The sequence below is a fragment of the Polyangiaceae bacterium genome, from assembly GCA_015075635.1.
Lineage (GTDB): Bacteria > Myxococcota_A > Polyangia > Polyangiales > Polyangiaceae > JADJKB01.
The window spans coordinates 529,340-547,099 of sequence record JABTUA010000002.1 but is presented as its reverse complement, the minus strand read 5'-3'; the positions used below and the strand labels follow the sequence as shown (position 1 = coordinate 547,099).

Below are 17,760 nucleotides of genomic sequence, written 5' to 3'. Positions count from 1 at the left end.
GCGCCAGGGGACCATTCCGGCGCGCCGAGCCGGGGTCCGTGAACGAACTACACTTGTTGCCAGGCGGCATTCGCTTCAAGATGAGGCGTGCCGCGCGCTCGGATCTCGTGCTTGGGCCTGCTCTTCGTCGTGCTCGCGGGCTGTAGCTCGTCGTCCACCAACCCCGCGGACACTTGCGCCCCGGGTGACCTGAAGCAGTGTTCCTGTCCGGGTGGGCAGGCCAGCGTACGGGCGTGCAGCGGGGGTCAGTTCGGGGACTGCCAGTGCGGCGACGCGGGCGTGGGCGGTGTCGCAGGCACGGGTGGCGCCGCGGGCTCCGGAGGTTTGGGCGGGACAGGTGCCACGAGCACCGGCGGTGCTGGCGGCGGAGCCGAACCGCCCAGCTGCAAGGGATTGGCGGATTGCGTTCCGGGTCACAGCTGCTGCGAGAGCTTGCCGATCCCCGCCGGCGCATTCCAGCGCGACGCGAAGACCGAGTCGGCGTTCGAGGCGACGGTCGGCGCATTTCGCCTGGACGCGTTCGAGGTCACGGTGGGCCGCTTTCGGAGCTTCGTCATGGCAGTGGTGAACGAGGGCTTCAAGCCTGTGGACGGCTCCGGCAAACACCAGCCCGAGCCCGTGGCCGGCGAGCCGGGTTGGCTGTCGGAGCTCTCGGTCGAGCTCTGGGCGTCGCTGGCCGAGTGGGAGGCGAAGATCGCCGAGTGCCCGGGGGGTGGTGCGTCCTCGACTTTCTCGTCGACCCCGGGCCCGAAAGACGCGCTGCCGATGAACTGCGTCAGCTTCCCTCAGGCGTACGCGTTCTGCATCTGGGACGGCGGATACCTGCCGACCGAGGCCGAGCTCGGTTACGCCTGGGTCGGCCAAGGGAAGGCGCCCCGGAAGTACCCCTGGGGCGACACCGCGGTGGACGCCGAGCACGCCGTGTATGGCATCAGCCCGCAGGGGTCTCCGCCGCCGGTGGGGTCGAAGCCGAAGGGAGTAGGTCCGTTCGGGCACCACGATCTGTTTGGGAGCATGTTCGAATACACGCTCGACCACTTCGACACTGCGAGCTACCCGCTCTCCCCGTGTGTCGATTGCGCGAAGCTCACCACCAACCAGAAGGCGAACCGGGCAATCCGGGGCGGCGGCTGGGTGAATCTCGGCGACGAGATCAGCGCGGGTTCCCGCCTCCCGTGGTTCTGGGGTGGCCACAACACGGGCTTCCGTTGTGCGCGACCGGCCGGCTGACGGCCCCAGATCTCGGCGGAGGGTCTGATACCTTGCCCCGATGCCGAAGACGGAACGACTTCCAGAAGCCCTTGGAGGCGCCGAGTTCCGGGCCTTCTCGCTGGACGAAGGTCAACCGATCCGAGAGGGCGAGCCGCTCGCCAGCTTCGCGCTCGGGGGCAAGCTCGTCGTGATGCGCGCGACGCACTCCGGGACGTTGCTCCGCAAGCTGATCAGCGAAGAGCTCCGCTGCGCGGCGGGCGATCCAGTCGCGCTGGTCGGCGCCGCCGGAGAAGACGTGGGCTACGACCCGGCGCAGGTGCAGTGTGTCCGTTTGCTGCTCCTCAACAAGTGCTCGGAGTGCGGCAACGACTACCCCGTGAACGGTATGGTGGAGCGTGCTCGCTGCACGCGTTGCGGTGACATCCAGCCGCTGGGGCGGGACTTCTGGCAGGACGACGTCGCCGAGGATGTCGGGTTCGCGCGAACACCGGGCGCGCGCGGCGGCGGCGTCACCCTGGGAGGGCCCACGGTGGAGTGCCGCGGCCTGCCGCCGCTCTGCCGCAAGTGCTTCACGCTCCTCGACATGAACGCGCTGACGGCGGCTTGGAAGCTCGCATCGAAAGGCGGTCGGGCGAGCATCGAGTGCGGCGAGTGCGGCGAAACGCACGCTGCGCGAATGCCCCCGGCCTGGGCGGCCGAGATCTTCGGCGGCATCGCGTTTCTGGTCGGCGAGGTGACGGGCGAGCCGGGGCCCGACGGCCCCAAGCCCGTCATCTTCAAGTGCCCGTCGTGTCTAGCGGCCCTGGAGATCGCCGGCGAGAAACGCATCGTGCGCTGCAAGTACTGCGAGTCGGACGTCTACCTGCCCGACGACCTCTGGCTCCACTTCAACCCGGCGGCCAAGCGCGCCCGATGGTGGATGCTCTTCGAGGCGCGCTAGCTACCCGCGTGACCTCGCGCGCCGTCTACACTAGACATCGGGGGCCGGCCATCGGAGCGACGGAGTCGACTTGAAGTTCCTGACGTCACAAGTGATGGCCGTGCTGCGGCAGCCGGACCTGAGGAAGAACTTCGGGGCGTTCTACCGCTACGTGCTGCTCCTCCTGGCGATCATCGCCGGGTTCAGCGTCGCGTTCCACGTCCTGATGGAGCTCGAGGGTCAGGACCACTCCTGGCTCACCGGCCTCTACTGGACGCTCACGGTGATGACGACGCTGGGGTTCGGCGACATCACGTTTCAGAGCGACGTCGGGCGCGCGTTCAGCATCCTGGTGCTGCTGACCGGCGTGGTGATGCTCCTGATCGTCCTGCCCTTCACCTTCATTCGCAATTTCTACGCCCCCTGGCTCGAGGCGCAGCTGAAGGTGAGGGCTCCCCGGGAGCTGCCCGCGGAGACCGAGGGCCACGTCATCGTCTGCGAATACGACGCCATCGCGCAAGCGCTGATCTCGCGGCTGGAGGTGCGGCAGATCCCCTACGTGGTACTGGAGTCGGACCCGGCGCGCGCGGTCGCCTTGCACGGCGACGGCGTCCACGTGATGGTGGGAGAGCCCGACAACGTCGAGACCTGGCGTCGCGCCCGCGCGGAGAACGCGCGCCTCGTGGTCGCGAACCTCAGCGACCCCGCGAACACCAACGTCACGATCACGCTGCGCGAGCACGCGTTGGACACGGTGCTCACCGCCATCGTCGAAGATCTCGACGCCGTGGACATTCTCCAGATGGCTGGCGCATCCCACGTCATCGCGCTCAAGAGCCAACTCGGCCAGCAGCTGGCAGCGCGCGTGAACGCCGGCACGTTGTCCGCACACGTCGTGGGGCGCTACGAGGACCTGCTGATTGCCGAGTTCCCGGTGAGAGGGACGTCGCTGGCCGGGCGGAGCGTGCGCGAGACGCGGCTCCGAGAGCTGTGCGGGGTGAACATCGTCGCGTTCTGGGAGCGCGGTCGCCTCAAGGCCGCGCGGGCGGACGTACGCCTGAGCGAGAGCAGCGTGGCCGTCGTGGTCGGCACCGAAGATCAGATCACGATGCTGAACGCGATGTTCGTGATCTACCGCACCAACGACGACGCGGTGATCGTGATCGGCGGCGGCAACGTCGGGCAAGCGGCCATTCGCTCGCTGAAAGAGCGCGACATTCGCGTGACGGTCATCGACGAGAGCGAGGCGCTCCGTCCGAAGCTGGAGGGCCTGGCGGATCAAGTCGTGATCGGCGACGCCGCCTCGCTGGAGGTGATGAAGCAGGCCGAGATCGCCAAGGCCCCGTCCGTGCTCCTGACCACCCACGACGACGCGGCGAACATCTTCCTCTCCGTGTACTGCAACCGGCTCAACCCCAAGTGCCACATCGTCAGCCGCGTGACCCACGAGCGGAACATGGAGTCGATTCACCGCGCGGGCGCGGACTTCGTGCTCAGCGAGAGCGGCCTGGCGGCGAAGCTCTTGATCAGCGTGCTCCAGAACCGCGAGCTGGTCGTCATCGGCGAGGCCGTGGAGTTCTTCGTGGTGCCGGTGCCGCCGTCGCTGGTGGGCAAGACGCTGATGGAAAGCAACATCGGCGCTCGCACCGGCATGAACGTGATCGCGATCCGGCGCGGCTCGGAGTCGGAGGGCTCGCCCACAGCGTCGGCGGTGCTCAGCGAAGGCGCGTCGCTGGTGTTGCTGGGCACCGTCGAGCAGCGCCAGGAGTTGACCCGGATGTTGGAGGAAGAGGCCTGAGGGCTGCGCCTACTGCGCGCGCAGCTGTTGAATGCGCCGCTTTACCTCGTCGGTCCTGAAGCTGGCCGGCTCGCGGGACAGGTACACCTCGAACGCCTCGGCGGCACCCGCGAGATCGCCGAGCTTCTCCCGGACGACCCCGAGGTTGTAGAGCAGCGCCGGATTGCAGGTGCGCTGGTAGGAGAGCAGGAAGAGCTCCGCGGCGGTCTCGGGCTGGTCATTGACCATCGCCTCGACCCCGCGTTGGAACTCCCGCTTGGCCTCCTCCAGGTTCTGGTCGGCGGGCGCGCGGCAGTCCGAGAGCGGAGGCTGACGCGCCGGGGTGGCGAGGGGCGTGGCCTCGTCGCGCTCCGGCTCCGCGCTGGCGCTGGGCACGACCACGGCGGTCCGAGCTGGCTCGGGCCCCGACTCTCGGGTCGCACAGGCGAGGACCATTGGGAGCAGCGCGGCACACGCGAGTCTCCGACGCATGCCCTGGAGTTTAGGCTCGACGTTGCCGGAGCACACGTGCCGCCTTGCGCGCTCCGCCGCGCTCGCGTCAGAGTGACCGGGTTGTCCCAGCCCGAGGGGAAGAGAACGCTCCGAAACGCCCGCATCGCTGCCGTCCTCGCGGTGATCGGCCTGCTCGTGGTCGCGCATCAGCTCGGTATCTTGCAGCACTTCCACGCGCCGGCCCGGGCCAAGGAGGTGCTGGTCGGGCTCGGCGGCTGGGGCTACCTCGCGTTCATCGTCGCTTATGCGCTGCTACAGCCGTTCGGCGTGCCAGGCACGGTGTTCATCATGGCCGCGCCGCTGATCTGGCCGTGGCCGGTCGCGTTCGGCCTGTCCATGGTCGGAACGATGGCCGCGAGCGTCGTCGGCTTCTCGTTCGCGCGCTTCGTGGCACGGGACTTCGTCGCCTCGAAGATCCCCGAGCGCTTCCGCCGCTACGACGAGGCGCTGGCGCGGCGAGCGTTTTCGACAGTGTTCCTGCTCCGGTTGGTGTTCTGGATGCCCCCGCTCCTGCACGCCTTCTTCGGCGTCTCTCAGGTACGGTTCTCGACGCACTTCTGGGGCTCGCTCCTCGGCTACGTGCTCCCGCTTCTGGGCGTGAGCTACTTCGGCGAGGCGCTCTTCGACACGCTGATGAAGATGAGCGCGCAGACCTGGGCGCTCATCGGCCTGGCGATTGCCCTCGTCGCGCTCGGCGTCTGGGTCTCGCGCCGGCGGCGGGTGAAGATCTGACGGCGCTTCGCGGTCGAAAGCGACTCACTTCAGGTACTGAGTGCAGTCGCCGCCCCCGATTTCGACCAAGGTGTAGCCGCCCGTGAGCCAGAAGTGGTCGAAGGCGCCGAACCCGAGGCCAGTGGCGTACTTGTCGTACTTGTAGCCGAATCGGTTGACCGCCGTCCAGCCTGCAGGGTCGCGACGGTACTGGTCGATGAACCCCGTGCCAGCGATGTACGCGTACTGCTCGCCGGTCTTCGGTGCGACGACTACCTCGAGCCCGCTGATGGAGCTGGCGGGCACGAACTCGCTCACCCACTCGCCGGCCCCCGCGTGCCACGAGAGGAGGCCGGAGCCCTTCGAGCCAAAGTTTCCGGCGTACCAACGGCTATCCGCCTCGCCGAAGCCCAGGAAACTAGTGTTCAGGCCCGCCGGTGCGCCGCTGGTCACCTTCGAGCTGGCCTTGGTGGCGAAGACCCACTCGCTGAGCGTCCCGTCGGTGGTGGGGCCCAGCATGAGCAAACGGTCCGCCTTGGCGTAGAGCTCTCCGCCAATTGGCACGCCGTCGCTCGCTTTGGAGTACGACTTCACCAAGGTCAGCGTGCGCGCCTCCATGGGTCCCACGTCCAGGGAGTTGTCTGGGTGCTGGTCCGGCTCGAGCTTGCCGTCGCCGTCCGTGTCCTCGAGCGTCACCTGGTAGACGTCGAGCTCGGCTCCTCGATCGACGTAGATTTGATCGCCGAACGAGTCGACGCGGCTGCCGGACTTGAACGCACCGCCGCTGAAGACCTCCCAGTATCCGTATACGTGGCAGGCGCCCTGGTTGCTCGGAGTCGCCATCGTCTGGAGCTGATCGCAGCTGCCCGTTGTCTCGTTGCAGGTCTGGTTCGCTGCGGGGTTGCACGTCAATGCCGGGGACTTGGGGACCCACTTGGCGGGCGGACCGGGGTCACACTGTTGCACCTGGTTGCCGTGGCAGTTGAACTCCCCCGCTTTGCAGGCGACGTCCTTGCACGCTCCCGCGTCGCAGCCATAGGGGCAAGGCGCGGCATCCTGCCACTGTCCTGAAGTGTCGCAGCTCTGCGGGGTGTCACTGCTGCACTGCTTCGTGCCCGGGATGCACACTCCGCTGCAAGTGCCTGACACGCATGCGAACTGACAGGGTGTGCCGCTCTTCCAGCTCCCGCTGCCATCGCAGGTCTGGGGCGTGGGACCGCTGCACTGCTTGCTGCCCGGCACACACCCGCTCGCGCCTCCAGCGCCTGCAGAACCCGCTGCGGCGTCTCCACCGGCCTCGCCGGCGACGCCGCCCGTGCCGCCGGGCATGCCAGCGCCGCCGCCCGCGCCACCCGCTGCGCCGCCGGTTCCGCTCGAGCTCGAGCCGCTCTCGCCGCACGCAGCGACGCCGAGGAGAGCCAATGCCGCCGCGGGTATTACCAAACTGGTTCGTCCGGACATCTACAGCCTCCGAATGCGATGAGTCGCAAGCTCAGTTCGCAGTGCCGCGAGCAAGGGCTATGCCAGCTCCGAGCCGCTCGCATCCCCTAGACCAAGCGGAGGCTTGGAGACTCACGGGAGACGCGGTGCGCGGTTGCGGACGTTCGCGAGCGTTCGCAGGCAGGCGCGCCTGCCACCGCTCAGCCCTTCTTCGCGCCGCGCAGCCCGTGCTGCGCCAGCTTGCTCACGAAGGTGCGGAGCGGCATCCCGATGAGCTCGGCGGCGCGTGTTTGATTCCCGCCGGACGCGGCCAGCGCCTCGCTGATGCGCTTCCGCTCCAGCTCGCGGATCTCGTCTTCCAGCGGGCGAAAGCCGGGCGCCTCGAGCGGCGTGGGTGGGGCGGGCTCGGGCGGGCGCGCCGACAGCCGTTCGACGACGTGGGCGGCATCGAGCACCGGACCGTCTCGAGTCGCCGCGAGGTATTCCATCACGTTCCCGAGCTCGCGCACGTTGCCCGGCCAGGCGTGGGCCGCGAGCGCGCGAGCGGCAGCCTCCGACAGGGCGACGGGCGGGCGACCCAGGCGCGCACGAGCGCGCGCGAGCAAGCTCTCGGCGATCAGGACCAGCTCGCGCGGGCGATCGCGGAGCGGAGGCACCCACAAGGTGGCGCCGCTGAGCCGGAAGTAGAGATCCTGGCGGAAGCGACCCGCGGCGACCTCTTGCTCCAGGTTCCGGTTCGTCGCGGCGACGAAGCGCACGTCCACGGGGCGCTCGTCCACGGCTCCGACCGGGACGACGCGTCCAGTGTCGAGGGCACGGAGCAGCTTGGCCTGCGTGCCCAGGGACAGCTCCCCGACCTCGTCCAGGAACACGCTGCCACCGCTGGCGCTCTCGAGCAGGCCGACCTTCTTCTGGGCGGCGCCGGTGAACGCCCCCCGCTCGTGGCCGAACAGCTCGCTCTCGATCAGCGCTTCCGGCAGCGCTGCGCAGTTGATGGCGACGAAGCGCCCCGCCGAGCGGGGCGAGAAGTGGTGGAGGGCGCGCGCGCACAGCTCCTTGCCCGTGCCGGTCTCGCCGTGGATCGACACCGGGAGCGTCGCCGGCGCGAGCCGGCGGATCAGCGCGTAGAGCGCCAACATGCTCGCGTCCGCCAGGATCACCCGGGTCTCGCCGAGCTCGAGCACCTCCGAGGCGCCCCCGCTGGTCGGGACTTCGGCTCCGTCTGCGTGGAAGACGATCGCCGTGTGTCCCAGCTCGATGGAGTCGCCGGAGAGCAGCGTGCGCGAGCCGGACACGCGCTCTCCGTTCACGTAGCTGCCGTTCTGGCTGCCGAGATCGACGAGCTGCACGCGCTCGGGACTCAGCTCGAGCGAGACGTGCTTGCGCGAGACCTTCGCGTCGCGGACGCGCACGCCGACCTCGTCTCCGCGCCCGACGAAGACCTCGCCGCTCTCCGGCAGCGGCACGACCCGCGAGGACGACTCCTCGAAGACCGCCAGGTAGCGCCGCCTCTCCCGCGCCGGGCGTGGCCCGGAGTGCTCGGTCGCCAGCGTCTCCCGAGGGTCCGTCACGTCGGGTTTGATAGCATGAGACGCTTGGCCCAGGCCCGGACGGCGATCAGGAAGCCGATCTCCAGAGCCGACAAGCCGATCACCAGCGCTACGCCGAAGGCCAGACCGAGCTCGGAGAGCCCGGGCACGGCCCCGGGCAGGTCGGGTACGTGGTCGAGCAGCGCGCCGCGGAGCGGTAAGATCAGCGCGACGTTCAGCAGCGTGCACAGTCCGACCACGGCGAGCGCGCCGTGGCTGACGCGGACGGCCAGCGCGGGGCCTTGCCGACTCTTCTTCATCAACACGACGCCCAAGACGACGAACGCCGCGCCGACGCCCATCAAGAGCAAGCTGTCCAGGATGGTTGCCAAGGCCGCGGCGCGCGACAGGAACGCGACGTCTTGCTCGGCGGCCGCCGGGACCTTGCCGCGCACGCTCTCCACGAACGCGACCGGATCCCAGAGCTCCGGCAACGCGAAGAACGTCGAGGCGAGCTTCCATAGTCCCGTCACCACGCCGGCGACCAGGCAGAGCACGCCCAGCCCTTCGCTCGGCACGGCCCGGGGCAGAGGCGCCGCGCTCACGGTCGGCAGCGCGCTGGGCGAAGGCGCAGCGCTCACGGTCGGCACCGCGCTGGGCGAAGGCGCAGCGCTCACGGTCGGTACCGGACCCAACGCGACGGTCGGCGCCGCGTCGCTCGTCCGGGCGGCGATCAGGGTGGGCACGCTCTCGCTGGCGACCGGCGACGCCAGCGTCGGTGGCGCCGGCTCCGCCGCGGACGCCAGGGTCGGAGCGCCCCTCGAGTCGGCGCTGCTGGCACCGGCCAGCGCCAGAGCCAGCTCCGCCGCGCTCTGGAAGCGATCTCCCGGCCGCTTGGCGACGGCCCGCAGGATGGCGCGGTCGAGCTCTTGCGGAACGGCCTGCGGCGCGAGCCGCGACGGCGGCGGCGGCATCTCGACGAGCTGCGCGTGGTAGATGGCGTCGGCGGTCTTGTGCTTCGCGAACGGGTGCACGCCAGTGATCAGCTCGTAGAGCACGAGGCCCGCGGCGTAGACGTCCGTGGCGGCGCTCACCAAGCCGCCCTCGAGCTGCTCGGGGGCGGCGAAGTGCGGCGTCCCGACCATGCCGCCCTCGTGGGTCGAGAAGCGCGGCCTCACCAGCCCGGACAGCGCCGCCTCGTCCAGGACCTTCGCGACGCCGAAGTCGAGCACCTTCAGCGTGCCGTCGCGGCACAAGAACAGGTTCTCGGGCTTGACGTCACGGTGCACGAGCCCGGCTTGGTGCGCGGCGTGGAGCCCCGCCAAGGCCTGGGTCAAGAGCCCCAGCGCTTCGCCCACGGGGATCGGCCGCCGCCGCGACAGCTCCTCCGCCAGCGAGCGCCCCTCGAGGCGTTCCATGACCAGGTACGCTCGCCCGGCGGCGTTGGTGCCGAAGTCCGTGACCTTCACCAGGTTCGGGTGGGACAGCCGGGCCAGCGCCTGCGCCTCGATCCGCAGGCGATCGACCAGATCCGCGCGCGCGGCCAGCTCTGCCCTGAGCAGCTTGACCACCACGCGCTGCGCGAGCCCGGCATGCTCCGCCTCGAGTACGGTGCCCATGCCGCCCTGGCCCAGGGACGCGATGAAGCGATACGGGGTGCCGGCCAGCGCCGCCGCGCCTTCGTCCGCGGACGAGGTCATCGCGCGGCGAGTATAGACGGCTGGAGGCTACTTGCGCACGACGACGTAGACTTTCTTCTCGCCGGGCTGGGAGATCCCGTGCCAGCCGTCGGGCAGCTGGGGATCGGCCCAGTGCCAGACTCGCAGCGCGTCGCTCGGGGAGAGCTGGATCTGCCCCTGACCGTTCTCGATGCCGAAGCGATCGTGCCAGGGTGCGCCGATCAGCATCTGTCCGCTGCTGAGCTGGATGGCCCACGGCGCGTCGTAGACGTCGAACAGCTCCTCGATGCCCTTGGGGTTGAACTTCGACGCGGTGATGTGCTTGCCGGTGAGCTCGAAGCTGCCTTGCTCGGTCGAGGCGGAGGTCTTCGGATCGCCCAGTCGATCGCGGCCGGTGCTGATCAGCGTGACGAACACGGGCTTTCGGCCCTCGTACAGCACCAGCGTGTTGGTCACGATGCTGACGTCCATCCACTTCTGGTCGCCCTGGGCGAAATCCGGCCAGGCGTTGCGCTTGCGCACTACGAGCACGTCGCGGTGACGCGCGTAGCGTCCGTCGGCCATGCCCCAGTACTTGAGCGGGCCGACGGTGCGGAACTTCCCCGTGAGGCTCAGGATCTGGTGGTATTCGAGGGGATCGAGCTTGTCGGCCTCGCCCTTCTCGACCTGCCAGGCCCGTATTCCGCGCTTGACCACGAAGCCGACCGGCAGCTCGGTCTTGTCGTCGAGCTCGACGCCCTTGAATTCGCTCGCCACCACGGGCTCGAGGTCGCTGGCCTTGACGAACTGCCCGCTCGGGGTGAGCGCCAGGCGTTGCATCTTGCCCTCGGGGTCCATCGCGTTCCACGAGCCCACCACGGCGATGATGCTGCGGCGCCGGAGCTTGCCCACCTCCTTGACGGAGTTCTCCTTGCCCGTGTCGCGCTCGAGCAGCGGCCCCTCGCTCTTCATGCGGCCGTAGACGAAGGGAGAAGGCTGGTCGAGCTTCGGTCCTTGGGCCATCGCCACCAGGGTCGGGTGCTTCAGATCCAGGGTGGCGCTCTCACCGGCACAAACGAAACCGGCCGGTCGCACCGGGTACCAGCCACCGGGACACTTGTCGGTGGAGTAGGGCTTCTCCGCGCGGGCGACCAGTGCGCCCGCGTGCAGGTAACCGAGCTGCTTGCCGGTGGTGGACGGGCGGTCCATCACCGGCGTCACCTCGGCCACCGCTCCCAGCTTGGGCCCGTTCGCCGGCGGCACCGGCACGCTCGGGATCTCGACCTCTTCGGTCTTCGACAGGGCTGGGAGGTCGTCCTGGTTCTTGTTCGAGCAGCCCAGAGCACCGGCCGAAACGACCAGCGCGAGCGCTCCCACCCCGAAGCGGACGTTCGCGAGCATATGGCGAGCCATGACTCCCGGTGGCATGGGGGGCGGGGTTTGGCCCAATTTTCGGCTGGCTCTGGGTGGTTGCATCCCGCCTGCCGCCGGCGGAAACCAGGGGCATGCGAAGGATCGACGTCTCCGAGCTCGAGCCTGTCGTCGGCGCGAAATACCCGCCGCCTTTCGACGAACCCTGCCGAGGGCGGGCCGTGCAGCGCATCGCCGCAGCGGCGGGCCTGACGCAGTTCGGCGTGAACCGCGTGCGCCTGCCGCCTGGCGCGTGGGCCAGCCAGCGGCACTGGCACGAGCGGGAGGACGAGCTGGTCTACGTGCTCGAAGGCGAGCTCACCTTGGTCACCGACGCCGGCGAGGAGATCCTCCGGCCGGGGGACGCCGCCGCGTTCAAGGCAGGCGTCCGCGACGGTCACCACCTCCAGAACCGCTCGCAGAGCGACGCAGTGTTCCTGGTCGTGGGGACGCGCGACGACGCCGACAACGGCGAATACCCGGACATCGATCTGGTGTTCGGCCCCGGTCGCTACAGCGGGAAGGGCGGCTACAGGCACAAGGACGGGACGCCGTACTGAGCGGAGGGCCGGCATGAAGGAGCTCGCCTCGCTGTGCGCTGCCCTCGGCGCGGTCGTCGGCGCCGAGTACGTGATCAGCGACGAAGGCGTGCTCGCCCAGGCCGCGACCGCGACCTTCGCCACCACGGCCCGCGTGCTCGCCGTGGTGCGACCGGGGAGCCGCGAAGAAGTGCGCGAGGTCTTGCGGCTCGCGACGCAGCATCGGGTACCGATCTACCCCGTGAGCGGCGGCAAGAACTGGGGCCTGGGCTCGCGGGTCCCGCCCGGGGACGCGGTGCTGCTCGACCTCGGACGAATGAACCGCATCCTGGACTTCGACGAGGAGCTCGCGACCGTCACCCTCGAGCCCGGGGTCAGCTTCCGGCAGCTCTACGCCTTCTTGTGTGAGCAGCGCTCGCGCTTGTTCGCCGCGACCACGGGGGGCAGCCCGGACGGCAGCGTGGTCGCGAACGCTCTCGAGCGCGGCGATGGTGCTGGCCCGAACGGCGACCGTGCGCTTCACCTCGCCGCCCTCGAGGTCGTGCTCGCGACCGGCGAGGTGGTGCACACGGGGTTCGATCGCTTCGAAGGCGCGAGCGCGGCGCGGTTGCACCGATTCGGCGTGGGTCCGGCGCTCGACGGGCTGTTCACGCAGTCCAACCTGGGCGTGGTCACGCGCGCCACCGTCTGGCTCGCGCCCCTGCCGCGCTTCCTGGCCGCCGTGCGCTTCGCCGTACGCGAAGACGCGGCGCTGGGACCGCTGGTGGACGCGATCCGGCGCTTGCGCCTGGACGGCACGTTGCGCTCGCCCGTCGGCATCTGGAACGACTACCGCGTGCTCTCCGTAGCCGAGCGCTATCCGTTCGAACGCATGTTGGGCAGGACGCCGCTCTCTCCGGAGGTGCTGGCCGAGAAGAGCGCCGCCTGGGGCGGGCAGCGCTGGCTCGGGCTCGCCTCGGTCTACGCGGGGAGCGAGCAGCTCGGGCAGGCTGCGGTCGCTCACCTGGAGACCGAGCTCGGGCCGCGGGTAGACGAGCTCGGCGTCGACGCAAAGAGCGGTGACCCGGTGGCCGGGGAGGAGCTCTTTCCGGTGGCCGAGCCGGGGTTCGCCTTCCTGCAAGGCGTTCCTCACGAGCAGAGCCTGCGCAGCATGTACTGGCGCAAGCGCACGCTGCCGCCGACAGTCCCGGATCCCGATCGCGACGGCGTGGGTCTGCTCTGGCTGTGCCCGCTCCTCCCGCTCCGCGGCGAGGACGTGGTGAAGGCCGTGGCGCGAGCCGAGCGCTGTTTGCTCGCCCACGGGTTCGAGCCGCTCTTGGCGCTGGTCGCCCACGGCGAGCGCAGCGCGCAGCTGTTGCCGATGATCGTCTACGACCGCGAAGTGCCCGGCGCCGACGCCAAGGCGCTGGCCTGCCACGATGCGCTGCTCGCCGAGCTCGCCTCGCTGGGCCACCACCCGCAGCGGCTGGCGCTTCCGGCGCAGGACGCGCTGCCGCTGCCGCAGGACGACTACGGCGCGGTGCTGTCGCGGCTCGAGCGTGCGCTCGATCCGGCGGACGTGCTCGCCCCGGGCCGCTACGACTTCCGGAAGTCCTGGCCGAAAGCCCGCTGATCAGGGGGACTGGCATCCGTCAGGTCCCTGATCGTCGTCATGGGACGAAGCTCCGGGGACCCCGCATCCTTGCCGGGCCATGAAGATCACCGAAGGCCTCCTGGGTGAGCACGCGCTGTCCTACGCGCTGTTCGACCAGGTCGAGAGCATCGCGGACGACGCGAGGACGCTGGAGGAGCTGGTCGCCGCGGAGAGCCTCCTGTCCTGCGCCGTGATGAGCCACGCGGCCCTGGAAGACGAGGTCTTGTTCCCGGCGCTGGTCGAGCGCGGGCAGGCGGAAGGTCCGCTCGACGTGATGCGCTCCGAGCACAAGGAGATCGAGCTTCTGGCGGGCGCCGTCCGCGCGTCGCAGACGCTGGACGAAGCGCGCGAGGTCATGTACCGCCTGCTCGACACGCTGCGGGAGCACTTCGGCAAGGAGGAGCGCATCCTCTTCCCGCTGTGCGAGCGGCTGCTCGGCGAGCAGCTGCTCCTGGAGCTCGGCGAGCGCTGGGCGAAGCGTCGCGGAGTGGGTTAGGCCCAAGCGCGATGATTTGCTGCTGACACGGCGTTCGGCGTGTGCGATCAGGAGCCATGTCCGGTGGCGAGATCGACTGGGAGGTCTTCGCGGCGCACCTCAAGGAGCAGGGCGAGGAGCACGTGCTCGACGAGTACCCGGAGTACGCCGAGTACCTGCGCAAGAAGGCAGGGGTGGTCGCGCCAGCCACCGCCCCGCCCGCCCCGGAAGCCGGAGAGTCGGTGCGCGTGGTCGAGCGCATCGTCGAGGTCATTCGCTGCAAGTTCTGCAACGAGCTCTCGCCGGTGGAGCAGCCGAAGTGCCGGAGCTGCGGACAGGAAGCGTTCTATTGAGAATGCCCCACCCGGCCACCCCCACCGTAGTCCTCCGCCGGGGGCATGCCCCCGGACCCCCGACGCGACTCGTTTCACTCGTCGCGGGCTCGCTTCGCTCGCGTAGTTGCCCGCGAGACACTCACGCGACTTTGGACGGCGCCGCGCCGATGGGCAACTACTGAACCTCAGTCCTGCCGCTCGTCGTCCCGGCGCGGGCGCCGGTTCACGTCGAGGATGCGCTTGCGCACGCGCACCGCGTCCGGGGTCACCTCGACCAGCTCGTCCTTGTCGATGAACTCCATCGCAGTGTCGATGCTCAGCAGGTGCGGCGGGGAGAGGATCACGTTCTCGTCCCGGCCGGCGGCGCGGATGTTGGTCAGCTTCTTCTCGCGCGTGGCGTTCACGTCTAGATCGTTGGCGCGGTTGTGCTCGCCGATGATCATGCCCTCGTAGACCTCGGTTCCCGGGTCGATGAACAGCACGCCGCGCGGCTGCAGGTGGAACAACGCGTACGGGGTGGTGTTTCCCGCGCGGTCCGAGACGATGGCGCCGTTGACGCGGCGGAGCATCGGTCCGCGGTAGGGCTCCCAGCCCTCGAACAGCGTGTTCAGGAGGCCCATGCCGCGCGTCTCGGTCAGGAACGAGGAGCGGAAGCCGATCAGACCGCGGGACGGCACGATGTACTCCATGCGCGCGCGTCCGAAGCCCAGGTTCGACATCTTCACCATCTGGCCCTTGCGCTCGCCCAGGCGGGTGGTCACCGCGCCCACGAACTGGTCGGGGACGTCCACCACCACGCGCTCCACGGGCTCCATCTTCTGTCCGTCCACCTCGCGCACCACGACCTCGGGCATGCCGAGCGCGAACTCGTAGCCCTCGCGGCGCATGGTCTCGGCCAGAATCGCCAGCATCAGCTCGCCGCGGCCGTAGACCAGGAAGGTGTCCGGCTCCGACGTGTCCTCGAAGCGCAGCGCCAGGTTGCGCTTCGACTCCTTGATCAGCCGCTCGCGCACGTGACGCGACGTGACCCACTTGCCCGTGCGCCCGGCGAACGGCGAGGAGTTCACCAGGAAGCTCATCTTGATGGTCGGCTCCTCGACCTGGATGCGCGGCAGCGGGTTCGGGTGCTCGGGCGCCGCGACGGTGTCGCCGATCTGCACGTCATCCATCCCGGCGATCGCCACGATGTCGCCGGCGGCAACGTGGGTCGCCTTCACTCGCTTGGTGCCCTCGAAGGTGAAGAGGCTCGAGAGGCGGCAGCGGCTCTGGGCTTTCTCCTGGAGCAGCACCACCTCCTGGTTCACCTCCACGGCGCCCTGCCAGAGCCGGCCGATGGCCAGGCGCCCGACGTAGTCATCGTGCTCGATGTTGTGCACCAGGAGCTGAAGCGGGAGCTTCGGGTCACCCTTGGGCCCCGGCACGCTCTCGATCAGCGTCTCGAACAGCGGGGACAGGTCACGACCTTCTTCCTCCAGCGAGCGCTTGGCGATGCCGAGCTTGCCGATGGCGTAGAGCGTGGGGAAGTTCGCCTGGGCGTCGCTGGCCTCCAGCTCGCAGAACAAGTCGAAGATCTCGTTCAGCACCTCGTCCGGGCGCGCGTCCTGGCGGTCGATCTTGTTGATGATCACCACCACCGGCAGGCCGAGCTCCAGGGCCTTCTTGAGCACGAAGCGCGTCTGGGGCAGCGGCCCCTCCGCCGCGTCCACCAGCAAGATGGCGCCGTCCGCCATCTTCAGCGTGCGCTCGACCTCGCCGCCGAAGTCCGCGTGGCCCGGCGTGTCGATGATGTTTATGAGCACGTCCTTGATGCGGACGCTGGCGTGCTTGGCCAAGATGGTGATCCCACGCTCGCGCTCCAGGTCGTTGGAGTCCATGATGCGCTCCGCGACGACTTCGTTCTGGCGGAACACGCCGGTCTGGCGCAGCATGGCGTCCACCAGCGTGGTCTTGCCGTGATCGACGTGCGCGATGATGGCGACGTTCCGCACGTCGGAGCGAGTCGGGGGTGTCATGGTCGCGCGCCGAACTAGCGCAAAGCGCGCGTCCTGTCCAAGCGATAGTCTTCAGACCACGCCTAGCCGCTCGAACACCGGCAGTCGGTTCGCTTCGAGATCCTTGGCTTGTAGCAGAAGCTCCCGCTTGTTCTCGTCCTCGGGCTCGAGCCGCTTGCCCTCCTTCATCACGCGCTGGTTCTGCACGGCCAGGAGCTGCCAGGCGTGGTCCACCCACTCGGTCAGAGTCTGCTTGCCCTCTGCCCTCGCGATCAAGAGCAAGTGGTCGAGGCGCGAGATGGCGACGCCGGTGCCGGTCACTGGCGAGGCCAAGAAGCTGATGTCCGAGCTGGTCCGCGCGCGGTCCAGGAGGTGTCGGTTCAGCGCGCGGGTGCGGGGGCGGGCGCGCTCGATGTCGGCCTCTTCCTGGACCAGGTACAGGTTGTACTTCCCGAGCAACACCGTCACCGCCTGAACCAGCTGACCGAAGCTCACTCCCTTGGCCGTCCGCTCGAGCTCGGCCAAGCTCTTCGGGCGGGCGCCCTCGGCGGCGAGCGCCTCGATCACCGGAGCGTAGATCGACTCCTGAAGCTTCGCCGTGCCGAGCGAGCCCTTGACCTCGAGGCTGATGGCCTTGGGATCGACCGCGAGCACGACCCGGAATGCGCGCAACAGCTCGCCCTGCACCAGGGTCGGCAGCTTGCGCGGGCCGCGGACGAAGTAGTCGCGGCGGAACTGCGCGTTGGTCAGGAAGTCCCGCACCGTCTCGCGCAGCACCACGTCGCTGATGCCGGCCACCAAGGCTTGCCCTTCCGCGCTCAGGTGCAGGCCATCGAGCTGCTCGAGCAGCGTGGCGTTGGTTGCGTGCGAGAGCTTCGCGGGCTCGAGCTCCTCAACGATCTGCGCGAAGGGCATGGGGTGCCACTCTTCGTTCAGGAGCTCGTGGGCGAGGTACTTTCGAGGCTTCTCCTTCATCTTCTTCAGGCGCTCGAACACCCGCGGGTGCGCCTTGAAGTAGATGGAGCCGGCGTCGCCCAGCTTCTCGGCGAAGTCGAGGGCGGCATCGAGCCGGTTCAAGATCCCGGCGGCCTCGGTGCCGGCGCGGGCGGAGTGCACCTCGAGCAGGTGACGCAGCGGCACGGTCGGCGACCAGCCGGGCGTCACGTTGTAGGAGACGTAGAAGACGCCGCCCGGCTTGAGCTTCTTCCTCGCGATCTCGACGATGACGCGGCGGTTCTCCGGCGAGATCCACGACCAGATGCCGTGGAGCATGACCATGTCGAACTGGGGAACGTCGTCCCGCTCCGCGAGCTCGGCGAAGCTCGCGTCGAGCACCCGGGCCTCCGAGCCGGAGGCAAGGACGAGCTCCTCGGCGGTGGTGGCCTGCGCCGGGTTGAAGTCCGTGCCCCAGAAGCTGCCCGGGCAGGCCGCCGCGTGGATGGCGAGCGAGACCCCCTGCCCGAAGCCCAGCTCCAGGTAGCTCGGGCGGGTGAGGTCGCGGGTCCGCACCCCGCGGCTGGCGAGGGCCCAGCGCGTCTGCAGCGCGGACAGCTCCGGGAAATACCCGGCCGTGTAGTCGACCTCGTAGACGTAGCCTTCCGTCCAGCTCATTTGCCCC

General features: G+C 69.3%; 15 protein-coding genes. 8 read left to right on the top strand and 7 right to left on the bottom strand.

Translation table 11 applies throughout. The features are described from left to right. Positions 1 to 87 precede the first annotated feature (87 nt). From HS104_18695 to HS104_18685, 3 genes are all read left to right on the top strand, one after another. Entirely contained in the window at positions 88 to 1,230 is a 1,143-nt protein-coding gene (locus tag HS104_18695) for an SUMF1/EgtB/PvdO family nonheme iron enzyme (protein MBE7481994.1), read from the top strand. 40 nt (positions 1,231 to 1,270) lie between these two features. Continuing rightward, on the top strand, positions 1,271 to 2,152 hold the full coding sequence (locus HS104_18690; GenBank protein MBE7481993.1) for a hypothetical protein: 882 nt from the start codon (positions 1,271 to 1,273) through the stop codon (positions 2,150 to 2,152). Positions 2,153 to 2,222: 70 nt separating this feature from the next. Further along, positions 2,223 to 3,929 (top strand): NAD-binding protein, encoded by a 1,707-nt coding sequence (locus HS104_18685; protein ID MBE7481992.1) that lies wholly within the window; start codon positions 2,223 to 2,225, stop codon positions 3,927 to 3,929. A 9-nt stretch (positions 3,930 to 3,938) separates the two neighbouring features. Here HS104_18685 and HS104_18680 read toward each other — a convergent pair whose 3' ends face one another. After that, positions 3,939 to 4,400: a hypothetical protein gene (locus HS104_18680; GenBank protein MBE7481991.1), complete on the bottom strand. Its 462-nt coding sequence runs from the start codon at positions 4,398 to 4,400 to the stop codon at positions 3,939 to 3,941. Positions 4,401 to 4,472: 72 nt separating this feature from the next. Between HS104_18680 and HS104_18675 the strand changes: the two genes are divergently transcribed. Next, the gene (locus HS104_18675; protein MBE7481990.1) at positions 4,473 to 5,153 is read left to right on the top strand and encodes a TVP38/TMEM64 family protein; all 681 of its coding nucleotides are present in this window, start codon (positions 4,473 to 4,475) and stop codon (positions 5,151 to 5,153) included. A 24-nt stretch (positions 5,154 to 5,177) separates the two neighbouring features. On the opposite strand, the gene HS104_18670 is transcribed toward HS104_18675, so the two are convergent. From HS104_18670 to HS104_18655, 4 genes are all read right to left on the bottom strand, one after another. Continuing rightward, entirely contained in the window at positions 5,178 to 6,554 is a 1,377-nt protein-coding gene (locus HS104_18670; protein MBE7481989.1) for a hypothetical protein, read from the bottom strand. Positions 6,555 to 6,772: 218 nt separating this feature from the next. Continuing rightward, positions 6,773 to 8,038 (bottom strand): sigma 54-interacting transcriptional regulator, encoded by a 1,266-nt coding sequence (locus tag HS104_18665; GenBank protein MBE7481988.1) that lies wholly within the window; start codon positions 8,036 to 8,038, stop codon positions 6,773 to 6,775. A gap of 101 nt (positions 8,039 to 8,139) precedes the next feature. After that, the gene (locus HS104_18660; protein MBE7481987.1) at positions 8,140 to 9,801 is read right to left on the bottom strand and encodes a protein kinase; all 1,662 of its coding nucleotides are present in this window, start codon (positions 9,799 to 9,801) and stop codon (positions 8,140 to 8,142) included. Positions 9,802 to 9,828: 27 nt separating this feature from the next. Further along, positions 9,829 to 11,172, bottom strand: coding sequence for a L,D-transpeptidase (locus HS104_18655; protein MBE7481986.1), 1,344 nt, complete (start codon positions 11,170 to 11,172; stop codon positions 9,829 to 9,831). Between the two features lie 92 nt (positions 11,173 to 11,264). Here HS104_18655 and HS104_18650 point away from each other — a divergent pair, with 92 nt between their 5' ends. From HS104_18650 to HS104_18635, 4 genes are all read left to right on the top strand, one after another. Beyond that, complete coding sequence (locus HS104_18650; GenBank protein MBE7481985.1) at positions 11,265 to 11,729, top strand: cupin domain-containing protein; 465 nt, start codon at positions 11,265 to 11,267, stop codon at positions 11,727 to 11,729. A 13-nt stretch (positions 11,730 to 11,742) separates the two neighbouring features. Next, complete coding sequence (locus HS104_18645) at positions 11,743 to 13,320, top strand: FAD-binding oxidoreductase (GenBank protein MBE7481984.1); 1,578 nt, start codon at positions 11,743 to 11,745, stop codon at positions 13,318 to 13,320. A gap of 79 nt (positions 13,321 to 13,399) precedes the next feature. After that, positions 13,400 to 13,837 carry a hemerythrin domain-containing protein gene (locus tag HS104_18640; GenBank protein ID MBE7481983.1) on the top strand — a complete coding sequence of 146 codons (438 nt, stop codon included), beginning with the start codon at positions 13,400 to 13,402 and terminating at the stop codon, positions 13,835 to 13,837. Positions 13,838 to 13,893: 56 nt separating this feature from the next. Beyond that, positions 13,894 to 14,169: a hypothetical protein gene (locus HS104_18635; GenBank protein ID MBE7481982.1), complete on the top strand. Its 276-nt coding sequence runs from the start codon at positions 13,894 to 13,896 to the stop codon at positions 14,167 to 14,169. A gap of 167 nt (positions 14,170 to 14,336) precedes the next feature. Here HS104_18635 and typA read toward each other — a convergent pair whose 3' ends face one another. Further along, positions 14,337 to 16,163: a translational GTPase TypA gene (gene typA / locus HS104_18630; GenBank protein ID MBE7481981.1), complete on the bottom strand. Its 1,827-nt coding sequence runs from the start codon at positions 16,161 to 16,163 to the stop codon at positions 14,337 to 14,339. Positions 16,164 to 16,214: 51 nt separating this feature from the next. Continuing rightward, positions 16,215 to 17,753: a methyltransferase regulatory domain-containing protein gene (locus tag HS104_18625; protein MBE7481980.1), complete on the bottom strand. Its 1,539-nt coding sequence runs from the start codon at positions 17,751 to 17,753 to the stop codon at positions 16,215 to 16,217. Positions 17,754 to 17,760 lie beyond the last annotated feature (7 nt).